Source organism: Actinoplanes sp. NBRC 101535 (assembly GCF_030269225.1).
Taxonomy (GTDB): domain Bacteria; phylum Actinomycetota; class Actinomycetes; order Mycobacteriales; family Micromonosporaceae; genus Actinoplanes; species Actinoplanes rectilineatus.
Genome location: NZ_BSSY01000013.1, coordinates 46711 through 70029, shown reverse-complemented (window position 1 = coordinate 70029; position 23319 = coordinate 46711). Strand labels below are relative to the sequence as shown.

Sequence of the window (23319 nt, the reverse complement as noted above, 5' to 3'; positions counted from 1 at the left end):
CCATTCTCGGTCAGGTGCCGGCGAGCCGACCGCTCAGGCCACCTTGAGCTGCTCGTCCCCGAAATCCGCCACCAGCACCAGCGTCCCGCCGAGCGCGGCGACGTAACGCGCCAGCACATCCTGAGTGGAGACCGAGCCGGACTCGATCTGCGAGACCCGTGCCACCGAGACACCCATCTGGGCCGCCACCTGCTCCTGCGTCATCCCACGCCGCTTACGCATCTCCGCCAGCCGCCATCCGCGCGCTTCGTCGAGCATCTGCTTGACGCCCTGCTCGAAGGCCTCCGGCCCGCCGGCACCCTCGATCGCCCGAGCCAGGTGATCGGTATCCCGCCACCGCTTAAAACCCATCACGCATCCCCTTCCGCCGCTCTTCCAGGTAGACGGCGTACCGCCGTTCCGCCTCCGGTATCGCCTTGCGGTACCACCGGCTCCACTGCCCGGATTTATCCCCTGCCACCAACAACACCGCAGACCTCCACGGGTCGAAGACGAACAGGATCCTGACCTCCGTCCGCCCCGCCGACGGCGGCCTCAACTCTTTCAGATTGGAAATGTTGGAACCCGTAAGTCTGTCCACCAATGGACGCCCCTGACCGGGACCGTTTCGTTCGAGAACCAGGATCGCCTGGTTGACGAGCCAGTGACTGGCCTCGTCGTGATCGTTCAATCCGTCTAAGAACTCCGCGACCTCGTCGGTCAGGAAGATCTCCCAGCAGTCCAACTCGCCATGCTCCGCTCAGGTTAACAAAATTATTAACTTCGAGATACGACGTCACCCGGAAGCGGCAGCTCATCCGCTTCTGTGCGCGCCATTCAACGCAGAGCAGACAGTCCGCAGGCAAGGAAAAGCACTCGCAGGTGTCGATGGCTAGACGGGAAACGCCATCCTGTGGACTGAAAAACGGTGGAAGGAGGGATGAGAGGTGACTAGGCTGACTGGTCGCTTGACGGCCGTGGTGAGCATGCACCGCAGCGGGCGTCTCCGCGCCACTCGGCGGCCGACACGCCTTGGGGAAACGCGGAAGCTCCGGATCTGATACTTCTGGGGTGCTTTGTGCCCGATTCTGACCTGGACCTCGAACTCAGCACCGAACGCACCCACCTGACCGAGTCGCGGGACGCGCTGCGGCGGATGCGGGACCGCGCACAGTCACTCTTCTCCACCGGTGACAAGGTGGCCGGGGACGCGTACACCGCCGAACAGCTCGGCCGGCACATGGCCCGCCGGGTCAAGGAACTCGCCGACGACCCGGACACGCCACTGTTCTTCGGACGGCTCGACATCGACGAGAGCGCGTACCACGTGGGGCGCCGGCACGTCACCGACGACGCCGGGGAACCGATGGTGCTGGACTGGCGGGCGCCGCTGTCGCGGTCGTTCTACCGGGCCAGCGTCCGTGACCCGCAGGGGGTGAGCACGCGGCGCCGATTCGGGTTCGTCAAAGGGGAACTGACCAGCTTCGAGGACGAGCACCTGGACCGGGGTGAGGAACTCGGCACCAGCAGCCGCATCCTGACCGCCGAGATCGAACGGCCGCGTGTCGGACCGATGCGCGACATCGTCGCCACCATCCAGCCGGAACAGGACGAGCTGGTCCGGGCCGAGCTGAGCGACTCGATCTGCGTCCAGGGCGCCCCCGGCACCGGCAAGACCGCGGTCGGCCTGCACCGGGCCGCCTTCCTGCTCTACCTGCACCGAGAACGGCTGCGACGGTCCGGGGTGCTGATCGTCGGGCCGAACGGCGCGTTCCTCTCCTACATCTCCGCGGTCCTGCCGACCCTCGGCGAGGTCGAGGTGCAGCAGTCCACGCTGGAGGATCTGATCGGCCGGGCGCCGGTCAAGGTGGTCGACCCGCCCGAGGTCGCTGCCCTCAAACATGACGTACGCATGGCGAAGGTGCTCCACCAGGCACTGTGGGGGCGGCTGGCCAGACCCGTCGAGCCGATCATGGTGTCCGACGGTTCGTACCGGTGGCGGATCGACGTGGAGCCGCTACGGCGGATCGTCGACGAGGCCCGCCGGGAAGGCCTGCCCTACGCCGTCGGCCGCGAGCGGGTCCGCGCCCGTGTGGTGGGCCTGTTGCAGCGCCAGTCGGAGTACCGCACCGGCAACTCGCCCGGCGAACCGTGGCTGCGCAGGATGAGCAGGATCAAGCCGGTGGCGGAGTTCCTCGAGGCCAGCTGGCCGGCCGTCACCCCGGAGTCGCTGGTGGTGTCGCTGCTCACCGATCCGTCGATCGCCGGTGACCTGCTGACCGCGGAGGAGCAGGAGACGATCCGCTGGGTCAAGCCGCCCAGGACGGTCAAGTCGGCGAAGTTCAGCACCGGTGACCTGCTGCTCGTCGACGAGGCCGCCGGGCTGCTCGAGCGGGAGAACAGTTTCGGTCACGTGGTCGTCGACGAGGCGCAGGACCTGTCGCCCATGCAGGCCCGGGTGATCGCCCGGCGCAGCGAGCACGGGTCGATCACGCTGCTCGGGGACCTGGCGCAGGGCACCGCCCCGTGGGCCGCCACCGACTGGCGGGACATCCTGGTCCACCTGGGTAAGCCGGATGCGCCGGTGGTGCCGTTGACCGTCGGTTTCCGCGTACCCGAGAAGGTCGTCGCTCTCGCCAATCGCCTGTTGCCGGCACTCGGGGTGAACGTTCCGGAGGCCGTCTCGCTGCGCCGCGACGGTGATCTCGACGTGGTCGAGGTGCCGGATCCCGCCGATCTGGACGCCCGGACGATCGACGAGGTGACCGCCGCGCTGGGGCACGAGGGTTCGGTGGCGGTGATCGCCGCGGACGACGCGGTCGACCGTCTGCGCGCGGAGCTCACCGCCGCCGGGATCGAGCACGCGACGCCCGATGAGGTCGAGACCGCGGCGCGCGTCATGGTGGTGCCCGCGACCATGGTCAAGGGTCTGGAGTACGACCATGTCGTCGTCCACGAGCCCGCGGACATCGTGGCCGCCGAGCCGAAGGGCCTGCACCGGCTGTACGTCGTCCTCACCCGTGCGGTGACGCGGCTTTCGGTCATGCACTCGAAGCCTTTGCCGGATCCGCTTAGGCTCGCATGATGCCCCGTATCGGAGTGATTTTCGACCGCGACCGTGCCCCCGAGGACCTGCCCGCCTTCGCCGCCGCCGTGGAGGAGGCCGGCGCCGACGAGTTGTGGCTGGTGGAGGATCTGGGCTGGACCGGCGGTATCAGCTCGGCCGCCCTGGCCCTGGCCGCCACCAGCCGGATCACTGTCGGCATCGGTATCGCCCCGGCGCCGCTGCGCAATCCGGCCCTGTTCGCCATGGAGATCGCCAATCTGGCCCGGGTCCACCCCGGCCGGATCGTGGCCGGGATCGGTCATGGTGTGCCGGAGTGGATGCGTCAGGTCGGTGTCGAGGCGAAATCGAAGCTGGCGATGCTGGAGGAGACGGTCCTGGCGGTCCGCGGCCTGCTCCGCGGGGACGAGGTCATTCTCGACGGCCGCGAGGTGCACATCGACGGGGTACGCCTGGTGCATCCGCCGACCGTGCAGCCGCCCATCGTGACCGGTGTGGTGAAGCCGCGTTCGCTGGAGCTCTCCGGACGGATCGCCGACGGCACGATCATCGCCGAGGGCAACGGGCCGGCCGAGCTGGCCGCGTCCCTGGAGCACATCCGCCGGGGTGGCGCCGGCGACGACCACCAGCTGATCGTGTTCACGTACCTCTATGTGGACGACGACGCGTCGCGGATCGAGAAGTACACCGGCGAGCTGGTGGCCGGTCAGGCGGCGTGGCTGGGCAAGCAGCCGGAGGAGTTGTTCTCGCTGATCGGGGCGGTCGGCGAGCTGCCGGCGAAGGTGCGACAGCTCGCCGATGCGCACGTCAGCACGATCGTGCTGCGGCCGCTGGGCCCGGATCCGATCGCCCAGGTGCGGACCGCGATCGCCGCGCTGGAGAGCTAGGCCACCACCGCTCATCCGGGTTATCCACAGCCTGTCCCGCAGGCTGTGGATAACCACGGTCAGCGGGGCGTTTCCGGCGCGGGGAGCGCCTTCACCCAGCGGGACCATTCAGGCTGTGGGCTGTAGCCGTGCGCCGCCCAGATCCCGTGGGCGCGCTGGTTGGCGTCCAGGACCATGGCGTCGCTGCGCGTACCCCCGAAGGATCTGAATCGGTCTTCGGCCGCGGCAATCAGCCTGCCGCCGATGCCCTCGCGGCGCCGTGAGGGGGCGACCGCCAGGCGGTAGAGGTGGCAGCGCCAACCGTCCCATCCGGCGATGACCGTGCCGATGATCTCGTCGCTGTCGACCGCGACGATCAGCGCGCCGGGGTCGCGGCGGTGCAGGGCCTCGATCGCGGCGGAGGTGTCCGCCGGCCGGCTGTCGTTCTCGGCCGCCACCTGCCAGAACGCCAGAATCGCGGGGAGTTCGGCGGCCCGCGCGGCACGCAAGATCATCATGCGGCTCAGACTAGTCAGGTTTGCGATACAAACTTCTTTGACTTTGTGCCGTAAAGTAGTTGGCATGACATCGACCGAGGACGACCAGTCCTTCGAGGACCCCGCCGAGGCGCTGCGCCTGATCGAGGCGGAGCAGGCCAATCTCGAGCGCGAGCTCACCCCCGACCCGCGCCTGATGTTCTGGCCGTGGGGCGTGACCTGGCTGATCGGTTCGATGCTGTTCTTCCTGCGCTTCGGGCCGGACGGCCGGATCCTCGTCGACATGCCCGGCTGGCTGCCGTCCGCCGTGTTCGTCACGCTGATCGCGGCGGCCGGCGCCACCAGCGCCGTGGTCGGCACCCGGTCGTCGCGGCAGGTCTCCGGGCCCACCGCACGGCAGGGCACGATGTACGGCTTCGCGTGGTCCGCCGGCTTCGCCGGGATGTCCATCGTCTTCGCCCGTCTCAGCGCCGTGGTGCCCGAGCTCTACATCGGCATCCTCTGGGGCGGCGGCATGGTCGCGCTGGTCGGCGCGATCTTCATGGCCGGCGCCGCGATCTTCAACGACACCAACATGTTCACGCTCGGCGCGTGGATCAGCGGCGTCAACGTGATCGGCGTCCTGGCCGGACCCGGATGGCACGCACTGATCATCTCGATCGCCGGTGGCGGCGGCCTGCTGGTCGCCGGGCTGATCGGGTGGCTCCGGCTGCGATGAGCGACGAAACCCTTCCCGATCTCGACCCCGTCATCCACGCACAGGCCCGGCTCCGGGTGATCTCGGCACTCTCCAAACTCAACACCGAGGACCGGATCGCCTTCCCCCGGCTGCAGGAGATCCTCCGGATGACGGCCGGAAACCTCTCGGTTCACCTGCGAAAACTCGAGGAGGCCGGATACGTGGAGGTCACCAAGACGCATCACGGGCGCACCCCGGCCACCCTGATCCATCTCACCCGGCGCGGACGCCGCGCCTTCGAGGACTACGTCACCGCCCTGCGCACGCTGATCACCCCTCCGGAGGAGCCATGATCCATGCAAGCGCCGAGCGCCTGACCCGGCGCTACGGCGACACCCTCGCCCTCGACGAGGTCGACCTCGAGGTACGGGCCGGCGAGCTGGTCGGGCTGCTCGGCCCGAACGGCGCCGGCAAGAGCACCCTGGTCAGCCTGCTGACCGGCACCCGGCGGCCGACCTCCGGGCGGGCCCTGCTGTGCGGTGGGGACCCGCGCGACCCGGCCAGTCGTCGCCGGCTCGGCGTCACCCCGCAGGAGACCGGGCTTCCGGCGGGGCTGCGGGTGGGTGAGGTGGTCGATTTTGTACGCGCCCACTTCCCCGACCCCCTCCCCCGCAACGTGCTGCTGGACCGCTTCGGGCTGACCGACCTGATCCGGCGGCAGACCGGCGGGCTCTCCGGCGGGCAGAAACGCCGCCTCGCGGTGGCGCTCGCGTTCGCCGGGCGACCGGAGATCGTCTTCCTGGACGAGCCGACGACCGGTCTGGACGTGGAGGCGCGGCACTCACTCTGGGCGGGCGTCCGCGAGTTCCACGCCGAGGGTGGCACGGTCGTGCTGACCAGCCACTACCTGGAGGAGATCGAGGCGCTGGCCCGGCGGGTGGTGGTGCTCGCCCAGGGCCGCGTCCTCGCGGACGACAGCGTCGAGTCGGTTCGCGGACTGGTCGGGATGCGCCGGGTCAGCCTGACTTCGGACGTACCCCTGCCGGATCTTGAAAATCTGGTGCGCACGGAGCTTGCCGGGAATCGTCGGCACCTCTACACCCCGGATGCCGACCAGCTGGTCCGGGACCTGGTGGCGAAGGACGTCACATTCCACGACCTGGAGGTCCGTCCGACCTCGCTGGAAGAGGCCTTCCTGGCCCTGACCGCCGGGAGAGACTGATGCTCGCCCTGACCCACGCCCGTTTCCAGCTCCTCGAAGTGTTCCGGATCCCGATCGCGGTGATCGGCAGCGCGTTCTGGCCGGCCGCGTCGATGCTGGCCTTCGTCGTCCCGTTCACCCGGCACGACCCGGTGGCCGCCACCTACGCGACCGCGTCGATGATCACCTTCGCGGTGATGAGCACCAACCTCTTCCAGTACGGCATCGGTGTCTCCGAGGACCGCGCCCAGCCGTGGGACCCCTACGTGCGGACCCTGCCCGCCGGCGCCGCACCCCGGTTCACCGGCCGCCTGCTGTCCGGCCTGGTGATGATGGCGATCGCGCTGGCACCGGTGGTGCTGATCGCCGCGCTCTTCACCGAGGCCTCCATCGCCCCGCTGACGTTCCTGCTCGCGATCCTGGTCACCGCGGTCATCTCGGTGCCGTTCATCCTGATGGGGCTGGCGATCGGCTACTGGCTGCCGCAGAAGGCCGCGATCGTGGTGGCCCAGGTGCTGTTCCTGCCGTTGGCGTTCGGCGGCGGTCTGATGGCCCCGCCCGGCGGCGCGCCGAAGTTCGTCGAGGTCATCGCCCCCTACCTGCCGACCGGCGGCGCGGTGCGGCTGATGTGGGCGACGGTCGGCGAGTACCGCCCGGACCTGGGTTCCGCGCTGAGCCTGGTCGGCTGGACGGTCCTGTTCGGTCTGATCGCCCTCTGGGCGTACCGCCGTGACGAAGGTCGCCGGTTCGGCTAGAACTCTGACACTTTTATCCGGGTGGTGGCATGTAAATGCGACGATGCCACGCATGAGCCATCCGACGCCTGGAGTTCCCAACTGGGTGGATCTGGCCACCGCCGACCTCGGTGACGCGGCCCGTTTCTACACCGCGTTGTTCGGCTGGACCGCCGACGTGTCCGGCGACGAGTTCGGGGGTTACACCACCTTCCGGCTCAACGGCCTGCCGGTGGCCGGCGCCGGCCCACTCTTCGGCGAGGGCCAGCAGACCGCCTGGAGCACCTATTTCGCGGCGGCCGACGCCGACACGGTCGCCGCCCGGGTCGAGGCCAGCACCGGCAAGGTGCTGGTCGCCCCGTTCGACGTGGTGGATCAGGGACGCATGGGCGCGTTCCTGGACCCGGCCGGCGCGCCGTTCAGCGTCTGGGAGGCCGGGATGATGCGCGGGGCCGAGGTGTTCGACCTGCCCGGCGCGCTGACCTGGAACGAGCTGAACACCCGGGACCTGGAGGGCGCGAAGGCGTTCTACGGCGCGGTGTTCGGCTGGACGTTCCAGGACACCCACGTCGGCGGCCTGCCCTACGTGATCTGCGAACGCAACCACATTCAGGTGGCCGGCATGCAGCTGATGATCGGCAGCGCCTGGCCGGACGACATGCCACCGCACTGGCTGGTCTACTTCGCGGTCGGCGACTGCGACGCGGCGGCCGAACACGCCTCCGCCCTCGGCGGCCACGTGCTCCACCCGCCGACCACGATCGCGGTCGGCCGGTACGCGGTGATCGAGGACCCGCAGGGCGGCACCTTCGCCATACTGGCCAAGTAGGACGTCAGCTCAGCAGCGACGGGATCTTGTCGAACATCTGCTCGGTGAAGGTCATCATCTCGTGCAGCATCCAGTTGCCGGCGAACAGCAGCACCGCGCCGATCGCGATCGCCTTGGGGACGAACGAGAGGGTCGCCTCCTGGATCTGCGTGACCGACTGGAACAGCGAGATCACGAAGCCCACGCCGAGGGCGGTCAGCAGGACGGGCGCCGCCATCTTCGCCGCGATGTTCATGGACTGGAGCGCGAGCTGGACCACCATCTCGTCGGTCATACCCTCCGAGTCGGGCGGTTTCCGCCCGGGACAAGTGCGAAACGGTTGCCGATCAGGTGCGAATCGGGAGTACCAGCGGGCCGTGGTCGCCGGCGATCACCCGAACCTTGACCCGATAGTGCTCGGCCAGGATCTCCTCGGTCAGCACCTGGGCGGGACGGCCCGCGGCCACCACACGGCCGGCTGCCAGCAGGAGCATGCGGTCGGCGTACTCGCCGGCGGTGGTCAGGTCGTGCATGGTCGCCAGCACGGTCAGGCCCCGCTCGGTGCGCAGCCGGTCGACGAGTTCCAGAACCTCCTGCTGGTGGCCGATGTCCAGGGCACTGGTCGGCTCGTCCAGCAGCAGGATCCCGGCACCCTGGGCCAGGGCACGGGCCAGGAAGACGCGCTGGCGTTCCCCGCCGGACAGGGTCTCCAGCCGCCGCCCGGCGAACGGTGCCAGGTCGAGCGCGGCGAGGACCTCGTCGGCGACGGCCAGGTCGGCCTCCGACTCACGGCCCAGCGGGGCGATATAGGGGGTACGCCCCAGCAGCACATAGTCGAAGACCAGCATCCCGGGCGGCACCACCGGCGACTGGACGACCGTGGCGACGGCGCGGGCCCGGTCCCGCCGGTACATCCGGTCCACCGGCACACCGTTCAGCCGGACCGTGCCGGAGAACGGCAGGAGCCCGCCGATCGCCCGTAACGCCGTGGACTTGCCCGCGCCGTTCGGTCCGATCACGGTCACCCATTCGCCCTCGGCGACGTCGAGATCCACGTCCTGGACCACGGGGGTGCCGTCCAGGCGTACCGTCAGCGCCTCGGTTTTGATCATGTCTGCACCGCTCGGCTGGTGCGCAGCACCAGGATGAAGAACGGCGCACCCAGAAACGCGGTCACCACCCCGATCGGGATCTCCGCCGCCCCGCCCGCGGTCCGGGCCAGCAGGTCGGTCAGGACCAGGAACGCCGCCCCGAACAGCAACGACAGCGGCAGCAGCGAGCGGTAACTGGGACCGGTCAGCAGCCGGATGGTGTGCGGCACGATGATCCCGACGAAGCCGATCAGACCGGACACCGAGACGGCCGCCGCGGTGCCCAGTGACGCCGCGATGATCAGCAGATAGCGGCTGCGCTGCGGGTGCAGTCCCAGACTCCTCGCCTCCGCGTCGCCGACGGTCAGCACGTCCAGCTCGCGGCGGCGGGACAGCACGATCACCGCGGTGACCAGCGCGTAGGGCAGCACCACGAGCACGTCCCGCCAGCCCGCGGTGCCGAGCCGGCCGAGCAGCCACGAGTACACCTGCTGCAGCGAGTCGACGTGCCGCTGCAGCAGGTAGGTCTGCACCGCGGACAGGAACGACGACACCGCCACCCCGGCCAGGATCAACGCGGCCGGCGACCGGTCCCGTCCCCCGGCCGCACCGAGCAGCCAGGTCAGCGCCACCGCGCACAGTGCACCGGCGAAGGCCGCCGCCGGCACCGCGCCCTGCGCCGTCGCCTCCGCACCCAGCACGATCATCGCGGTCACCCCGAGGCCGGCGCCCGCGGCCACTCCGAGCAGGTGCGGATCGGCGAGCGGATTGCGAAAAGCGCCCTGGTAGGCCGCACCGGCCAGCGCCAGCATCGCGCCGACCAGCAGCCCCAGCACCACGCGCGGCAGGCGGAGCTCGGTCAGGATCGCCGCCTCACGCTCACTGAGACCACTGTTCAGGTGTACGCCGGGAAGCAGGTCCAGCAGTTCCACGGCGACGCCGGCGGGCGGCAGCCGGACCGAGCCCAGGGCTAGTCCCGCGATCACCACTGCCAGCAGGGACAGCACGGCGGCGGCGAGCCAGACCGGTCGCAGGCCGGCCGGTTTACGATTGCCCGGTTTACGGCCGGCCGGTTGGCGACTGCCCGGATCACGGTCGGCCGGTTGGCGACTGCCCGGATCACGGCCGGCCTGGCCACGACCGGCCGGCGAGATCACGCGGGGGCCTTGCGCACCGCGTCGGCGACCGCCTGGACCAGATCGACCGTGCGGGGCCCCCACCGCGAGGCGATGTCGTCGTCGAGGGCGTGGATCTGACCGTTCCTGACCGCGGCGATCGACGACCAGCCGGGCCGGGCCGCCACCGTCGCGGCGGACTGCTGACAGCACTTGGTGTCGGCCAGGAAGACGGTGTCCGGGTTCGCCTTCACCAGGGCCTCCTGCGACAGCTGCGGATAGCCGCCGCTGGTGCCGTCCGGATCGGCGGCATCGGCCACATTGGTCATCCCGAACCGGCTGAAAACCGAGCCGATGAAGGTCTTCGACGTCGCCGAGTAGAAATCGGCGCTGATCTCGTAGTAGTAGCTCAACGGCCTGCTCCGGGCCGGCACCGACGCCACGATCTCGTCGATCCGGGTGGCCATCTCCCCGGTCACCTTCTCCGCGTCCGCGGTGTGGCCGGTCAGCGCACCCAACTCCCGGATCTCCCGGTAGGTGTCGTCGAGCGACGCAGCCGCCGGAACCAGATGCACCGGGATCGCCAGCCTGCCCAGCTGCGCGACGATGTTGTCGCTGTCGTTGGCGATCACCACCAGGTCCGGGTCCGTCGCCGCGATCGCCTCGGCGTTCGGCTTGTAACCGGACAGATCGGACCGCGGCGCCTCCGGCGGGAAGTTCGACTGATCGTCGACCGCCGTCACCTGCGGTCCGGCACCGATCGCGAAGAGCATCTCGGTGGCGGTCGGACTGAGCGAGACCACCTTCTCCGGCTGGGCGGTGAGGGTCACACCCCCCACCGTCACCGGGTACGCCGCCGCGGCGCCCGACCGGTCCGCGGCCGGGGTGCCGCCTCCTCCGTCCCCGCCACAACCGGTGAGCAGCAGTGCGGCGGCCGTGACCACCGAAGTCAGCAGACGTTTCACGAATCCTCCTGTCGGCCGGGCGACGTGGTGCTTCGCCGACAGGAGGAAGACACGAACCGCCCGTCCGCGAGGCGCCCCTCCCCGAGAGCGCTGAATCGCGACCGGCGCCCAGGCGACCTGGCTAGGACCTCACGGAACGGAGGGATCACAGTTGCGGGACAGCTCCGGATTCACACCGGAATTCGCTGCGGCGCGGTCAGGGGAACGCTAGCCCAATTCCGGGGCGTCGGCAGTGCCCGTACGTCATGTGCCGCCCTTACGAGCGGCCCTTCTCCGCCTCCACCTTGACCGGTTCCGCCTCGATCTCGGTTTCGGCCTCGGCTTCGATCTCGGTCTTGGCCTCAGTCTTGGCATCGGCATCGGCATCGGCCTCGGGCTCGGCCTTGGCATCGGGCTCGGTTTCGGCCTTGGCGTCGGGCTCGGGCTTCTGCACCGTCTCCGTTTCCTGCACCGGCTCTGGGCTCTTCACCGGGTCGGCGGTCTTCACGGCGTCCGTGGTCTTCACAGCGTCCGTGGTCTTCACAGCGTCGGCGGCGGCCACCCGGTCACCGGCTGCGGCCGCGTCCTCGTCGCCGGCCAGGGCCGACCGCAGGCGCTGCTTCTCCGCGGTGCGCTTGGCCGCGACCGAACCGAGCTGCTCGGCCATCTCGTCACGCCAACGGCGCAGCAGCAGGAAGGACAGGGCGGCCGACGCCACGAACGCCACCATGACCTTGACCAGGGGGTTCAGCGGAACCGGCCAGAGCAGAACGAAAGCGGCCAGGAACAGTCCGAAACGGCCGAGCGTGTATTTGAAGGCGGGGCTCATCGTCTTCTCTCCCTCAGCCGGACCGATGGCTGAGCCATCGGAGGCCGTAGAACCAGATCAAGCAGTACACGACCGTACCGGTGACGGCGCCGACAGCGCCGCTGACCAAGGGCGGCGCCAGCATGGTGACCAGACCGGCCAGGCTCATCCCGGCCGCGACACCGAACCCGCCGGCGAGACCGGCGACCAGCACCCGGTGCGCGCCGAAGCCCTCCGCCCGGAACTCCTCGGTGAACAGCCAGACCGGGAGGATCACCGCCAGCCAGCCGTTCGACTCGCCGAACTGACCGAAGCCGGTCAGCGCCATGATCCCCTCGAAGATCAGCAGCACGACGAGACCGACCACGAACCCGGCCATGGCGGAACCCAGCAGATCGCCGATGGTCGCCAGACGGCCACCGGAGTCCCGCCGGAGGCCGCGCACGCTCCTCTGTGGGCTCGTCCGGGTCACCGTCAGGCCCAGACCTTCTGCGGCTCGCTGCGCCGGTCGGCCAGGCTCGGCGCCGCCTCATACTCCTTGACGACCTCGTAGCGCGTGTTGCGCTCGACCGGCTGGAAGCCCGCGTCCCAGATCAGGTGCAGCAGGTCGTCGCGGTGCATGGTGCCGGGGGTGCCGTAGGAGTCGGCGTCGTGGGTGATCTTGTATTCCACGACCGAGCCGTCCAGGTCGTCGGCGCCGAAGTTCAGCGAGAGCTGGGCGACCGACAGGCCGTGCATGACCCAGAAGCACTTCACGTGCGGCACGTTGTCGAAGAGCAGCCGGGAGACGGCGAACGTCTTGAGCGACTCGGCCGGAGCGGCCATCGTGGTGCGTTCCTGAATCCGGTTGCGGATCTTGCCGTCCGCCGAGTCGTGGAAGTCGTGCTGGTAACGCAGCGGGATGAAGACGGCGAAGCCACCGGTCTCGTCCTGCAGCTCGCGCAGGCGCAGCACGTGGTCGACCCGGTGCCGCGGCTCCTCGATGTGGCCGTAGAGCATCGTCGCCGGGGTCCGCATGCCCTTCTCGTGGGCCAGCCGGTGGATCCGCGACCAGTCCTCCCAGTGGCAGGCGTGGTCGACGATGTGCTGCCGGACCTCCCAGTCGAAGATCTCGGCGCCGCCGCCGGTCAGCGACTCCAGGCCGGCGTCCATCAGCTCGTCGAGGATCTCGCTCGCCGACAGGCCGCTGATCTTCTCGAACCACTGCACCTCGGTGGCGGTGAAGCACTTCAGCTTCACGTTCGGCAGAGCGGCTTTCAGCTCGCGCAGCACCTTGGGGTAGTAACGCCAGGGCAGCGCCGGGTGCAGGCCGTTGACGATGTGGAGCTCGGTGAGCTGCTCGTCCTCCATCTCCTTGGCCTTGGCGACGGCCTCGTCGATGCGCATCGTGTAGGCGTCCTTCTCCCCCGGCTTGCGCTGGAAGGAGCAGTACGCACAACTGGCGGAGCAGACGTTCGTCAGGTTCAGATGGCGGTTGACGTTGAACATCACCCGCTCACCGTTCATCTCGGTGCGCTTGTGGTGCGCCAGCCGGCCGAGCCAGGCGAGATCGTCCGACGCGTAGAGCGCGATGCCGTCCTCACGGGTCAGTCGCTCGCCCGCATAGACCTTGGCCTCGAGCTCACGCTTCAATCCGGCATCCATGTTCGCCGTCGCCCCTTCCGTCACCTCGCCGTCGAGAGTACGTGCACCCTCCGACAACCAGCACGCAACGTGCGCCGGGGTAACCCGCGGCACCAGGAAGCCGAAAGATTCTCAGCGTGCTTTCAACTTCTTTCGATCGACACCGGTGCGTCTCTTGCGGTATGAACCTTTAGGGACTACTAGCGACGGTCACAGCCCTCGCGGACGGGGAGCTCATGTCCAAGGCATACCGGCACAGATCGACCAGGTCGACCAAGCCGACGAGCTTTGCACACCCATGGCTTCGGCCGATCGCGTACTCGGCGGCGGTCGCCGCGGCCATCGCCACCATGTTCCAGCCCATCCCCGCGATGGCCGCCCCCAGCGCCCCGGACAACAACGGCACCATCACCTCGGTGCCCAACGTCGGCTCCCGCCCGCTACCGCTCGGCACGCTCACGCTTCCCGGCCAGTCCAGCAGCACGACCAGCACGGTCAGCCCCGTCAGCACGTCGACCAACCCGGTCGTCCAGGAGGCCGAGAAACGCCGCGCCGAGATCAGCGTCCTCGGTGACCAGCTCATCCGCATCGGACAGGACCGCGACCTGGCCCAGACCCAGGTGACCACCGCCAGTCAGAAGGTCACCCAGGCGCAGGAGGCGCTGCGGCAGGCTCAGGCCGACGCCGCGGCAGCCGCCTCGGCCGCCGTCCAGGCCGCCGCCGCGCTGCCGCCCGGCGCCCTCGACTCCGGCCTGCTCGACCTGGACACCCTGGCCCGCGTCCAGCGCGGTGACGGCCTCTCCGACGAGGCGGCCGCCCGCCGTCTCTCGGCCGCCCGGGACACCCTCCAGGTGGCGCTCGCCGACCAGGTCACCGCCACCGGCCTGCACGCCGACCTGTCCGCGCAGTGGACGACGCTCAACACCCAGATCACCACCAAGCAGGCCGATCTCCAGAAATACGAGACCACCCACGCCGGTGAGCTGACCGCCGCCGAGACCAGTGCCAGCGCGGCCGACCAGCAGCTCAGCACCGGATACCTCGCCGGCGAGACGGCCGGGCGCAGCGCCGACCCGCGGGCACTCCAGGCTCTTCAGTACGCGTTGGCCCAGCGCGGCGACCCGTATGTCTGGTCCGAGGAGGGCCCGGACGAGTTCGACTGCTCCGGGCTGATGTATGCGGCGTATCGCGGCGTCGGGTTCCCACTGGTCCGCGTCTCCCGCGACCAGTACTACCAGACCCGCAACAAGGTGGTCGACCGTTACTCGCTGCTCCCCGGTGACCTTCTCTTCTTCAGCTCCTCCAGCAGTTGGACGGGCATCCACCACGTCGCGATGTACGCGGGTGACGGCATGATGGTCGAGGCCCCGCGCACCGGCCTCAACGTCCGGCTCACGCCGGTCCGCTGGTCCCGCCTCTTCCAGGCGACCCGGGTGTTCGGCTCGGTCGAGGGCGTCGCGGACAACCCGGTGCTCGGCTCGCCCGACCCGGACGAACCGGCCACCTCGCCGACCACGGCGAAGCCGTCCCCGTCCTCCTCCAAGACGACGTCGCCGCCGGCCTCGCCGAGCCCGTCGAAGACGACCAACCCGCCGGCCTCGCCCAGCCCGTCGAAGACGACCAACCCGCCGTCGTCGCCCAGCCCGTCGAAGACGACCAACCCACCGCCGTCGTCCTCGTCGCCCACGCCGGAGCCCAGCGAGTCGTCGTCCGAACCGAAACCGACGGCGGAGCCCAGCGAGTCGTCCGCGGCGGCCAACCCGTCCGCGTCGGCGTCCTCGGCGGCGGCGTCCTCGGCCGCGGCGTCGGCGGCTGCGGCATCGTCGGCCGCCGCTTCGTCCGCTGCGGCCTCCTCGGCAGCCGCCTCAGCTGCGGCTTCGTCCGCTGCGGCGAAGGCGTCCTAGGCGTCCGCTTCGTCCGTTGACAAGACCGACGACAATTAATCCCGTTATCAAGTGGTACGACGTCGGGGAATTCCGTCCGAACCGGTAAGCCGTCCATAGGACGCCCGGAGGTGCCTTCGTGGGCCTACGCCGGGTGTGCTGACGCCGGCTGATGTGGCACGGTTAAGACAACGCCCGACGTCCGAAACCTTCGGCGGCGGTGGTTCGGGAGGACCCATGGACGAGCAGCAGTCGCGCCGGGACGGCAAGACCGGCATGCCGTCCGGCGCGCAGCAGCCCGTGTCCGATGCGGAGGGCTACTCCCCGCCGCCACCACCGGCACCGGGCGCCCTGTGGTCGGCCGCGGCCCGACCAGCCACCGGTTCCGCGCCGGTCTCCAGCCCGCCCGCGGGTGCAACCCCCGCCTCCGGCCCCCCGGCAGCGGGCGCGGCGTCCGTCTCCGGGCCTCCAGCAGCGGGCACGGCATCCGTCTCCGGGCCTCCAGCAGCGGGCACGGCATCCGTCTCCGTGCCCCCAGCAGCGGGCACGACATCCGTCTCCGGGCCTCCGGTGATCGGCTCGGCTTCGGTCTCGGCCCCGCCCGCAAGGGTTTCGGGATCCGCCCCGGTTTCCGCAGTCCCGGCGTCCGGCTCAGCGCCGGTGTCCGCGGTGCCCGTGTCCGCCGCACCTGTTTCGGGCTCGGCGCCGGTCTCAGCTGCCCCGGTCTCAGCTGCGCCAGTTTCCGCCGCTCCCGTGCCAGCCGCTCCCGTCTCCGCTGCCCCCGTCTCTGCCGCGCCCGTGTCGGCCGCGCCGGTCTCTGCGTCTCCTGTCTCTGCTTCTCCTGTCTCTGCTTCTCCTGTCTCTGCCGCGCCTGTCAGTGGGGCTGCGCCGGTTTCGGGGGCGGGCAAGGCGCAGGAGAGCTGGTTCTCGGGTTCGGGCAAGAACGCCTCTGGTGGGTCGGCGCGACCGATCTCCGCTGTTCCGACTAGTGGTGCTGCCCGTGCCTCGGTGCCCGGCTCCCTCCACGGGGCGGGAAGTGCGGCGCCGACGTCGGGGGCCGCGCCGAGCACGCCGACTGTCTACGGTTCCGCGCGCACGCCGATCGACAAGCCCGAGCCGACCACGCCGAGCTCCACGGTTGCACAGGACAGGCCGACCACGCTGAGCTCCACGGCTGGAACGGGCAAGCCGTCCGCGCCGAACACGACGGCTGAACCGGGCATCCCGGCCACTCCGAACACATCGGCGACGCCGAGCACTCCGAACACGGCTCCTGCGTCGAGCAGCCTGACGGTCGCGCCGACTCTCTACGGTTCTGCGCGCTCGCCGATCGACGAGTCGGAGTCCGCGTCCGAGTCCGAGTCCGAGTCCGAGTCCACCGAGCTGACTACGCCGAGCACGACCGCTGAGCCGGCAGAGCCCAGCCGCCCTGAGCCGGCGGAACCCGGCCGCCCTGAGCCGATCAAGCCGCCGCCCGCGCCGTTCACGGAGCCGCCCGCGCCGTTCCCGACTCCCGCACCGGAGCCGGCCCCGTCGCCCGTTCCGCCGGGCCCGGGTCCGAACCCGGTTCCGCCGGCCCCAGGACCGAGTCCGGTTCCGCCCGGCCCCGGGCCCAGCCCCACGCCACCCGAACCGGGACCGAACCCGGTGCCACCCGGCCCCGGGCCGAGCCCTGTGCCGCCGGGTCCCGGGCCGAGCCCTGTGCCACCCGGCCCCGGGCCCAGTCCGGTGCCACCCGGCCCCGGGCCCAGCCCTGTGCCGCCCAGCCCCGGGCCGTACCCGCCCGGCCCTGTGCCCAGCCCGTTCCCCGGTCCGCCCGGACCAGGTCCGACGCCGCCGGTTCCGTCGCCCCCGATGATGGGTAACGGACTTCCCAGCTATACCCTTCCGCCCAGTGCCGGGTCTTCCGGCCTGCCACCCACGTCGTTCGGAGCACCCCCCGTGACGTCGCACCCGGGTTATCCGGTCTCGCCGGACAACGCCGATCTGACACAGCCGGTCTCTCTCGCCGGCCTGTCGAACGCGGTCGCCGACCTGACCCAGCCGGTCAACATCGGTGACCTGACCCAGGCCGTCCACGCCGGTGACCTGACCCAGGCCGTCAACGCGGGCGACCTCACGCAGGCCGTCAACGCGGGCGACCTCACGCAGGCCGTCAACGCGGGCGACCTCACGCAGGCCGTCAACGCGGGCGACCTGACGCAGCCGGTTCGGATCTCCGGCATGCCCAGCCCCGCCGCGTACGGTAACGGCGAACCGCCCACGCAGATGGTTCCGCAGCAGCGCGGCCAGCAGTCCCAGCAGGCGCATCAGCTGGGTGGCACGGTCTACGGCACCGGCGGCTACCCGTCGATCGACACCACGATGCCGGTCTCCATGGACCCGGTGGAGAATTCCGGTTCGCTGACCGGGCACATCCTCGCGCAGGGCTGGTACACCGCCCCCGTCGAGGAGCGCCGCAGCAACGTCAAGGTCGTCGTGGCGATGCTCGTGGTGCTGGGTCTGCTCGTCACGGTGAGTCTGATCTTCGCGTTCACTGCGGGTGACGCCGTCTCCGAGATGGTCAAGAACCTCACGAACTGACGTCCGGTCGCCGGCACGGCGGGTGCGGTCCGGCCCGCCGTCGAATCCTTTTCAAGATCCGTCGGTTTTCCGACATCACGCCCCGCCACCAGCATGGAAATGCCTGATGTTTGCCCTCGCGGTTGGCAGCATCTAAGCTGGCGAGGTTTTGCATCGAGGTGAGCCTGCCCACTACGCACCGGGAATGCGGTCGGGGTCGCAGACGTTCACCCGTACACTGATGGTAGTTATTGATGCGGCGCGCCCATCCGGTGCGCGCCACGGGCGTTCTTGCGGGCATTTCAGCGAGCGGTCTCAGCGGGCTGCAGCGGGTCATTCGCGAGCGTGCGCCCCCGTAGAGAGGTTCTCTTGACGACTTTCGCTGACCCCAGCACGTTCCCGTCCGTTCACGAGACCAGCGAGGCCGAGCTGCCCGCGCCGGAGAGCACCGACGCTCCCGCCGCTGCTCCGGCTCGCGGTTTCGCCGACCTGGGCCTTCCCTCCGAGATCGTGCGCGTTCTCAACCGTGAGGGCATCACCACCCCGTTCGAGATCCAGGCCGCCACCGTGCCCGACGCCCTCGCGGGGCGCGATGTGCTCGGCCGTGGCCAGACCGGTTCCGGCAAGACGCTCGCTTTCGGCCTGCCGGTGCTCGCCCGCACGGCGCTGAGTGGCAAGGCTCGCCCGCACTACCCCAAGGCTCTGATCCTGGTTCCGACCCGTGAGCTGGCGATGCAGGTCGCCGACTCGCTGATGCCGATCGGTCGTTCCGTCGGTGTCTTCCTGAAGACCGCTGTCGGCGGCGTTCCCTACGACCGTCAGATGGACGCGCTGCGCCGCGGCGTCGAGGTCATCGTCGCGACCCCGGGCCGGCTCGCCGACCTGATCGAGCGCGGTGCCTGCCGTCTGGACGACGTCGAGGTGACCGTTCTCGACGAGGCCGACCAGATGGCCGACATGGGCTTCCTGCCCGAGGTCACCGACCTGCTGTCCAAGACGCCGGAGAATGCGCAGCGCCTGCTGTTCTCGGCCACTCTGGACGGTGACGTCGACACCCTGGTCAAGCGTTTCATGCACGACCCGGTCACGCACTCGACGGCTCCGGCCGAGGCGAGCGTGTCCACCATGGATCACCACCTGCTGCTGATCCCGCCGTCCGACAAGTTCCCGATCACCTCGTGGATCGCGAACCGGGCCGGCAAGACGATCGTCTTCGCCCGCACCCAGATGGGCGTGGACCGGCTGGTCGAGCAGCTGGCGGCGGTCGGCGTCCGCGCCGGCGCGCTGCACGGCGGCAAGACCCAGCGGGTTCGCACCCGCACGCTTGCGGAGTTCAAGGAAGGCCGGACGAACGTCCTGGTCGCCACCGACGTGGCCGCCCGTGGCATCCACGTCGACGGCATCTCGCTGGTCATGCACGTGGACCCGCCGAAGGACCCGAAGGACTACCTGCACCGCGCGGGCCGTACGGCTCGGGCCGGTGAGTCGGGTGCCGTGGTGACGCTGGTTCTGCCGAAGCAGCGGCGCACCACGCAGGCCATGATGACCAAGGCCGGCGTCTCCCCGGACGAGGTTCGGGTGCGTCTGGGCGACGAGCGTCTGGCCGAGATCACCGGGGCTCGTGAGCCCAGTGGCATCCCGGTGGTCGAGGAGCCGGAGCCGCGCCGGGAGCGTTCCGGTGGTTCGCGCCGGTTCGGTGACCGTCCGCGCAGTGGTGGTGGCGAGCGCCGGTTCGGTGACCGCCCGCAGCGTTCGTTCGGTGACCGTGACCGCAACGACCGTGGTGACCGTGGTTTCGGTGACCGCCCGCAGCGTTCCTACGGTGACCGTCCGGCCGGCGGCGACCGTGGTGGCTACAGCGACCGTCCCAGTGGCGACCGCGGTGGCTACGGCGACCGTCCCAGCGGCGGCCGCAGCTACGGTGACCGTCCGAGTGGCGGCGACCGTGGCGGTTACGGCGACCGTCCGAGTGGCGACCGCGGTGGCTACGGTGACCGGGGGCGCTCCGAGCGTCCGGCCGGTGACCGTTCCTTCGGCGACCGTCAGCCGCGGACCGGTGACCGTCCGACCGGGCAGCGTCGTACCGACGGTCCTCGCACCGATCGGCGTGACGGCCCGGCCCAGGGTCGTTTCGGCACGTCCCGCCCGGCGCGCAGCTACTGATCAACCGGCCGGCCGCCGACTGGACGGCCATACGGACTGATCAACCGGCCGGCCGCCGACTGAGCGGCCGTGCTGACTGAACGACCGGCAGGCCGCTGATCGGGCGGCCTACCGTGCAGGGAGCCCTCGGATACACCTCGTGTGTACCCGGGGGCTCCTCGCTTTTTTCCGGGCCGACCGCCTTTTTCGCTTGGCTGCGCCACCTTGCGCGTACGAGAGAAAGAGGGTGACGGGATCGCCGGGAGGGGGACGGGTGCGCGAAGCGCGGTAGAGAGACGTGTGGGGCGGGTACCTTCACTCCCATGCCGCTGCCCATCGCGCTGTTCTGGGAGCGCCGGGACGTGTCCGGTGCCGAGCACGTCCTGTTGGAGACCCGGGCCGGGTGGTACGCCCGGGGCACTGCTCTGGCTGCCGCACCGGTCGCCTACGCCTGCCATTACGAGTTGCAGACCGATGGGGACGGGACGACGGCCCGGCTGGATGTGCGCACCGAGGGGGCGGGCTGGGCCCGGGGTGTGCGTCTGGAGTTGGCGGCCGGGCGTTGGCGGATCACCGGTTCCGAGCAGGGTGACCTGGATGCGGCGCTGGTCGCCGCGGGGCACGCCCGGGCGGCGTCGCCCGGCAGCGAGGATCCCGACCTGCTCTACGGTGCTTTCGACGCCGACCTCGGATGTTCCCTGGTCACCAACAGTCTGCCGATCCGGCGGCTGGGGCTGCTGACTGCCGAGCCGGGCGTCTCGCACCGGCTCAGTGTGGCGTGGGTCCGCGTGCCGAGCTTGGAGGTCGTGCAGGCCGACCAGATCTACACGCCGCTGGGCGGCAATCGGGTGCGGTATGCGAGTGAGACTTTCAGCGCCGACCTGACCTGCGACGACGAGGGTTTCGTCGTGGACTATCCAGGTCTGGGCCGGCGGGTCACACCCGCTGCCTGATCCAGCTCATGCAGGTTTTGTCGACTGCCGCGAACGGCTTGCCGAAGGCGGACCGGGATGCCTCGTCGGGTTTCCTGCCTTGGCGCAGCACCTGGTCGGTGAAGTCCATCAGTTTCGCTTCGCCGTATTTCGTCGCCATGCACGCCGCGGCGTAGTGCCCCATGGCGTAGAGGGTGTCGACGGTGAGGTCGTCGGCGTCGGCGTCGAGGGTCGGCACCGCGATCGACTTCGGCAGTCCCTTGCGCGCCGCCGTCGCCTGGAGCCGGTAGCGGTTGTACGTGTCCGGCGCCTTCTTCGGCAGCATCCCGATGTATTCGGCGATGCCTTCGAGCAGCCACTGGTCGTCGGCGGTGTCCCAGGTGCCGACGCCGCCCAGGGTGACGACGTGGGCCAGTTCGTGCTGGACGATCACGTCGACGTCGTCGTCGAGCACCTTCCTGGTGTGCAGGACCACGTCGTGGCCGATCGCGTTGAGCGGGCGGGCGTAGCCGACGACCCATTTCGCCTTGCCGCCGCCGTACCAGGTCTTCCACGCCTCGTCGTCGGCCAGGTAGATCCGGTAGCGCCCGGCCGGCACGCCGCCGATCATCTTCGCGTAGCGGTCGGTGACCACGGCGGCTTTCTCGGCGGCTTTCAGCACCGTCTTCAGGTGTTTCTTCTGGCTGCCGGCGGCGGCGACCACGACCCGCTTGCCGGTGGCGAAGCTGAGCTGCCGGCTCTCCCAGGGCAGGACGTTGCCGTCGGGCTCGGCCAGGCCGGTGATCACGTAGCGGCCGCTGCGAAGGGTGAACGTGACGGTCTGGTTGAGCTTGGGCGGCCCCTCGTCGAAGGTCACCCGCCAGGCCGGGCAGGGGCCGTCGGTGAAGCAGTAGCCGAGCTGGGCGAAGACCACGGGTTCGGCCTTGGTGCTCTCCGGCTCCGGGCTGGCGTGGTACTCCACGTGCCCGACGCCGAGGCCTTGCAGGTTGCGGAAGAGGGTGCGGTACCGGGCGACGAGTTTGGGCTGTTCGGGGTCGACCGCCGACAGCCACGTCTTCTCGTCGCCCTGTTCCAGCCCGGCGGCCTGGGCCTCGAGCAGGGCTTTCGCCTCTTCGAACGGGGTCAGTGCCCGGGGCGGCGCCACGGTCGGGACGGCCTCGGCGGGTTTCTCGGCCGCCGGCCAGAAGGTGATCGCGGCGACGGCCGCGCCCGCGACGAGCACGGCCGTGGCGCTCAGCCCGGCGATCCACTTCCCAGCCTTTTTCATGATCGTGGATCTAATCATGCGCCCGTTCAGACGGCCCAGGTGCCTTCCTTGAGGAACCTGTCGATCACAGTGGAGGGTGCGGTCAGGTCCAGGCCCTGCGCGGCCACCCACTCGTCGGAGTAGTAGGTGTCCGCGTACCTCTCGCCGCCGTCGCAGATCAGCGTCACCACCGATCCGGTCCGCCCGGCGTTGCGCATCTCGGCGATCAGGCCGAACGCGCCCCACAGGTTGGTGCCGGTGGACCCGCCCAGCCGGCGGCCCAGCACGGCGGTGCCGGCGCGCATGGCGGCCAGGGACGCGGCGTCCGGTACGTGGATCATCCGGTCCACCACGGCGGGCTGGAAGGACGCTTCGACGCGGGGCCGGCCGATCCCCTCGATGCGGGAGCCCTTGCCGGTCACCACGGACCAGTCACCGGCGACATAAGCCTGCCAGAAGGCCGATCCCTCGGGGTCGACAACGCAGAGCTTGGTGGGGAACCGGCGATAGCGGGCGTACCGGCCGATGGTCGCGCTGGTGCCGCCGGTTCCGGCGCCGACGACGACCCACGAGGGTACGGGGTGCCGCTCCAACGTCATCTGACTGAAGATCGACTCCGCGATGTTGTTGTTGCCCCGCCAGTCGGTGGCCCGTTCGGCGTGCGTGAACTGGTCCATGAAGTGCCCGTCCCGGTCGGCGGCGAGACGGCGGGCCTCGCTGACCACCATGGTCGGATCGTCGACCAGATGGCACCGGCCACCCTGGAACTCGATCAGCGAGATCTTCTCCGGGGAGGTACTGGCGGGCATCACCGCGGTGAACGACAATCCCAGCATTCGGGCGAAATACGCTTCGCTCACCGCTGTCGATCCGGACGAGGCTTCCACGATCGTCGTGTGTGGCCCGATCCAGCCATTGCACAGTGCGTACAGGAATAGCGATCGTGCCAGGCGGTGCTTGAGTGAACCGGTGGGGTGTGAGGACTCGTCCTTGAGATAGAGGTCGATCCCCCAGGAGACCGGGAGGGGGAACGGCAGCAGATGCGTGTCGGCGGAGCGGTTGGCGTCCGCCTCGACCAGGGCGATCGCGTCGCGGGCCCAGTCGCGGGCGGTCTCGTCACAGCGGTCCAGGGCGAAGTCGGTCAT

Annotated in this window: 24 protein-coding genes and 1 riboswitch; of the genes, 11 read left to right on the top strand and 13 right to left on the bottom strand. The window is 70.0% G+C overall.

Features of this window, described 5'->3' with window-relative positions; all coding sequences use genetic code 11:
• Positions 1 to 33: 33 nt before the first annotated feature.
• Positions 34 to 351: a transcriptional regulator gene (locus tag QSK32_RS30605; RefSeq protein WP_045740638.1), complete on the bottom strand. Its 318-nt coding sequence runs from the start codon at positions 349 to 351 to the stop codon at positions 34 to 36.
• A complete protein-coding gene (locus QSK32_RS30600) occupies positions 341 to 724 on the bottom strand; it encodes a type II toxin-antitoxin system RelE/ParE family toxin (protein ID WP_285473858.1) in 384 nt (127 codons plus the stop codon). Before QSK32_RS30600 ends, QSK32_RS30605 begins: the two co-directional genes overlap by 11 nt.
• A 333-nt stretch (positions 725 to 1057) precedes the next feature.
• Between QSK32_RS30600 and QSK32_RS30595 the strand changes: the two genes are divergently transcribed.
• Both QSK32_RS30595 and QSK32_RS30590 read left to right on the top strand, forming a co-directional pair.
• Positions 1058 to 3064, top strand: coding sequence for a HelD family protein (locus tag QSK32_RS30595; protein WP_285473857.1), 2007 nt, complete (start codon positions 1058 to 1060; stop codon positions 3062 to 3064).
• Positions 3064 to 3930 (top strand): LLM class flavin-dependent oxidoreductase, encoded by an 867-nt coding sequence (locus QSK32_RS30590; RefSeq protein WP_285473856.1) that lies wholly within the window; start codon positions 3064 to 3066, stop codon positions 3928 to 3930. Before QSK32_RS30595 ends, QSK32_RS30590 begins: the two co-directional genes overlap by 1 nt.
• A gap of 59 nt (positions 3931 to 3989) precedes the next feature.
• Here QSK32_RS30590 and QSK32_RS30585 read toward each other — a convergent pair whose 3' ends face one another.
• On the bottom strand, positions 3990 to 4427 hold the full coding sequence (locus tag QSK32_RS30585) for a GNAT family N-acetyltransferase (protein ID WP_285473855.1): 438 nt from the start codon (positions 4425 to 4427) through the stop codon (positions 3990 to 3992).
• A gap of 64 nt (positions 4428 to 4491) precedes the next feature.
• Here QSK32_RS30585 and QSK32_RS30580 point away from each other — a divergent pair, with 64 nt between their 5' ends.
• The 5 genes from QSK32_RS30580 to QSK32_RS30560 are packed head-to-tail and all read left to right on the top strand — an operon-like array spanning position 4492 to position 7849.
• Positions 4492 to 5124, top strand: a complete 633-nt coding sequence (locus QSK32_RS30580; protein WP_045740475.1) for a hypothetical protein — start codon at positions 4492 to 4494, stop codon at positions 5122 to 5124.
• Positions 5121 to 5438 carry a winged helix-turn-helix domain-containing protein gene (locus QSK32_RS30575; RefSeq protein WP_045740474.1) on the top strand — a complete coding sequence of 106 codons (318 nt, stop codon included), beginning with the start codon at positions 5121 to 5123 and terminating at the stop codon, positions 5436 to 5438. Before QSK32_RS30580 ends, QSK32_RS30575 begins: the two co-directional genes overlap by 4 nt.
• Positions 5435 to 6307 (top strand): ABC transporter ATP-binding protein, encoded by an 873-nt coding sequence (locus QSK32_RS30570; protein ID WP_285473854.1) that lies wholly within the window; start codon positions 5435 to 5437, stop codon positions 6305 to 6307. The genes QSK32_RS30575 and QSK32_RS30570 overlap by 4 nt, the downstream gene beginning before the upstream one ends.
• On the top strand, positions 6307 to 7041 hold the full coding sequence (locus tag QSK32_RS30565; RefSeq protein ID WP_285473853.1) for an ABC transporter permease: 735 nt from the start codon (positions 6307 to 6309) through the stop codon (positions 7039 to 7041). Before QSK32_RS30570 ends, QSK32_RS30565 begins: the two co-directional genes overlap by 1 nt.
• 52 nt (positions 7042 to 7093) lie before the next feature.
• Positions 7094 to 7849, top strand: coding sequence for a VOC family protein (locus QSK32_RS30560; protein WP_285473852.1), 756 nt, complete (start codon positions 7094 to 7096; stop codon positions 7847 to 7849).
• A 4-nt stretch (positions 7850 to 7853) separates the two neighbouring features.
• On the opposite strand, the gene fliQ is transcribed toward QSK32_RS30560, so the two are convergent.
• From fliQ to mqnE, 7 genes are all read right to left on the bottom strand, one after another.
• Positions 7854 to 8123, bottom strand: a complete 270-nt coding sequence (gene fliQ, locus QSK32_RS30555) for a flagellar biosynthesis protein FliQ (RefSeq protein ID WP_045740470.1) — start codon at positions 8121 to 8123, stop codon at positions 7854 to 7856.
• Between the two features lie 52 nt (positions 8124 to 8175).
• Positions 8176 to 8940: an ABC transporter ATP-binding protein gene (locus QSK32_RS30550; protein ID WP_285473851.1), complete on the bottom strand. Its 765-nt coding sequence runs from the start codon at positions 8938 to 8940 to the stop codon at positions 8176 to 8178.
• On the bottom strand, positions 8937 to 10076 hold the full coding sequence (locus QSK32_RS30545) for a FecCD family ABC transporter permease (protein ID WP_502872569.1): 1140 nt from the start codon (positions 10074 to 10076) through the stop codon (positions 8937 to 8939). Before QSK32_RS30545 ends, QSK32_RS30550 begins: the two co-directional genes overlap by 4 nt.
• Positions 10073 to 10999: an ABC transporter substrate-binding protein gene (locus QSK32_RS30540; RefSeq protein ID WP_285473850.1), complete on the bottom strand. Its 927-nt coding sequence runs from the start codon at positions 10997 to 10999 to the stop codon at positions 10073 to 10075. The genes QSK32_RS30545 and QSK32_RS30540 overlap by 4 nt, the downstream gene beginning before the upstream one ends.
• Positions 11000 to 11115: 116 nt before the next feature.
• Positions 11116 to 11179: riboswitch (cobalamin riboswitch) on the bottom strand.
• 76 nt (positions 11180 to 11255) lie between these two features.
• Positions 11256 to 11807, bottom strand: coding sequence for a DUF4229 domain-containing protein (locus tag QSK32_RS45580; protein WP_353051000.1), 552 nt, complete (start codon positions 11805 to 11807; stop codon positions 11256 to 11258).
• A 13-nt stretch (positions 11808 to 11820) separates the two neighbouring features.
• Complete coding sequence (locus tag QSK32_RS30530) at positions 11821 to 12165, bottom strand: hypothetical protein (protein ID WP_425394615.1); 345 nt, start codon at positions 12163 to 12165, stop codon at positions 11821 to 11823.
• 95 nt (positions 12166 to 12260) lie between these two features.
• Positions 12261 to 13430, bottom strand: coding sequence for an aminofutalosine synthase MqnE (mqnE, locus tag QSK32_RS30525; RefSeq protein ID WP_045740466.1), 1170 nt, complete (start codon positions 13428 to 13430; stop codon positions 12261 to 12263).
• A 329-nt stretch (positions 13431 to 13759) separates the two neighbouring features.
• Here mqnE and QSK32_RS30520 point away from each other — a divergent pair, with 329 nt between their 5' ends.
• Positions 13760 to 15313, top strand: a complete 1554-nt coding sequence (locus tag QSK32_RS30520) for a C40 family peptidase (RefSeq protein ID WP_285473849.1) — start codon at positions 13760 to 13762, stop codon at positions 15311 to 15313.
• A gap of 1058 nt (positions 15314 to 16371) precedes the next feature.
• Here the strand turns inward: QSK32_RS30520 and QSK32_RS30515 are convergent.
• Entirely contained in the window at positions 16372 to 16560 is a 189-nt protein-coding gene (locus tag QSK32_RS30515; RefSeq protein WP_285473848.1) for a hypothetical protein, read from the bottom strand.
• A 673-nt stretch (positions 16561 to 17233) separates the two neighbouring features.
• Here QSK32_RS30515 and QSK32_RS30510 point away from each other — a divergent pair.
• From QSK32_RS30510 to QSK32_RS30500, 3 genes are all read left to right on the top strand, one after another.
• On the top strand, positions 17234 to 17875 hold the full coding sequence (locus tag QSK32_RS30510) for a hypothetical protein (protein WP_052720161.1): 642 nt from the start codon (positions 17234 to 17236) through the stop codon (positions 17873 to 17875).
• Between the two features lie 348 nt (positions 17876 to 18223).
• Positions 18224 to 20017 carry a DEAD/DEAH box helicase gene (locus QSK32_RS30505; protein ID WP_502872568.1) on the top strand — a complete coding sequence of 598 codons (1794 nt, stop codon included), beginning with the start codon at positions 18224 to 18226 and terminating at the stop codon, positions 20015 to 20017.
• A gap of 302 nt (positions 20018 to 20319) precedes the next feature.
• Positions 20320 to 20949, top strand: coding sequence for a putative glycolipid-binding domain-containing protein (locus QSK32_RS30500; RefSeq protein ID WP_285473847.1), 630 nt, complete (start codon positions 20320 to 20322; stop codon positions 20947 to 20949).
• On the opposite strand, the gene QSK32_RS30495 is transcribed toward QSK32_RS30500, so the two are convergent.
• On the bottom strand, positions 20933 to 22195 hold the full coding sequence (locus QSK32_RS30495) for a hypothetical protein (RefSeq protein WP_285473846.1): 1263 nt from the start codon (positions 22193 to 22195) through the stop codon (positions 20933 to 20935). The genes QSK32_RS30500 and QSK32_RS30495 overlap by 17 nt on opposite strands.
• Positions 22196 to 22221: 26 nt before the next feature.
• On the bottom strand, positions 22222 to 23319 hold the full coding sequence (gene cds1, locus QSK32_RS30490; RefSeq protein ID WP_045740461.1) for an L-cysteine desulfhydrase Cds1: 1098 nt from the start codon (positions 23317 to 23319) through the stop codon (positions 22222 to 22224).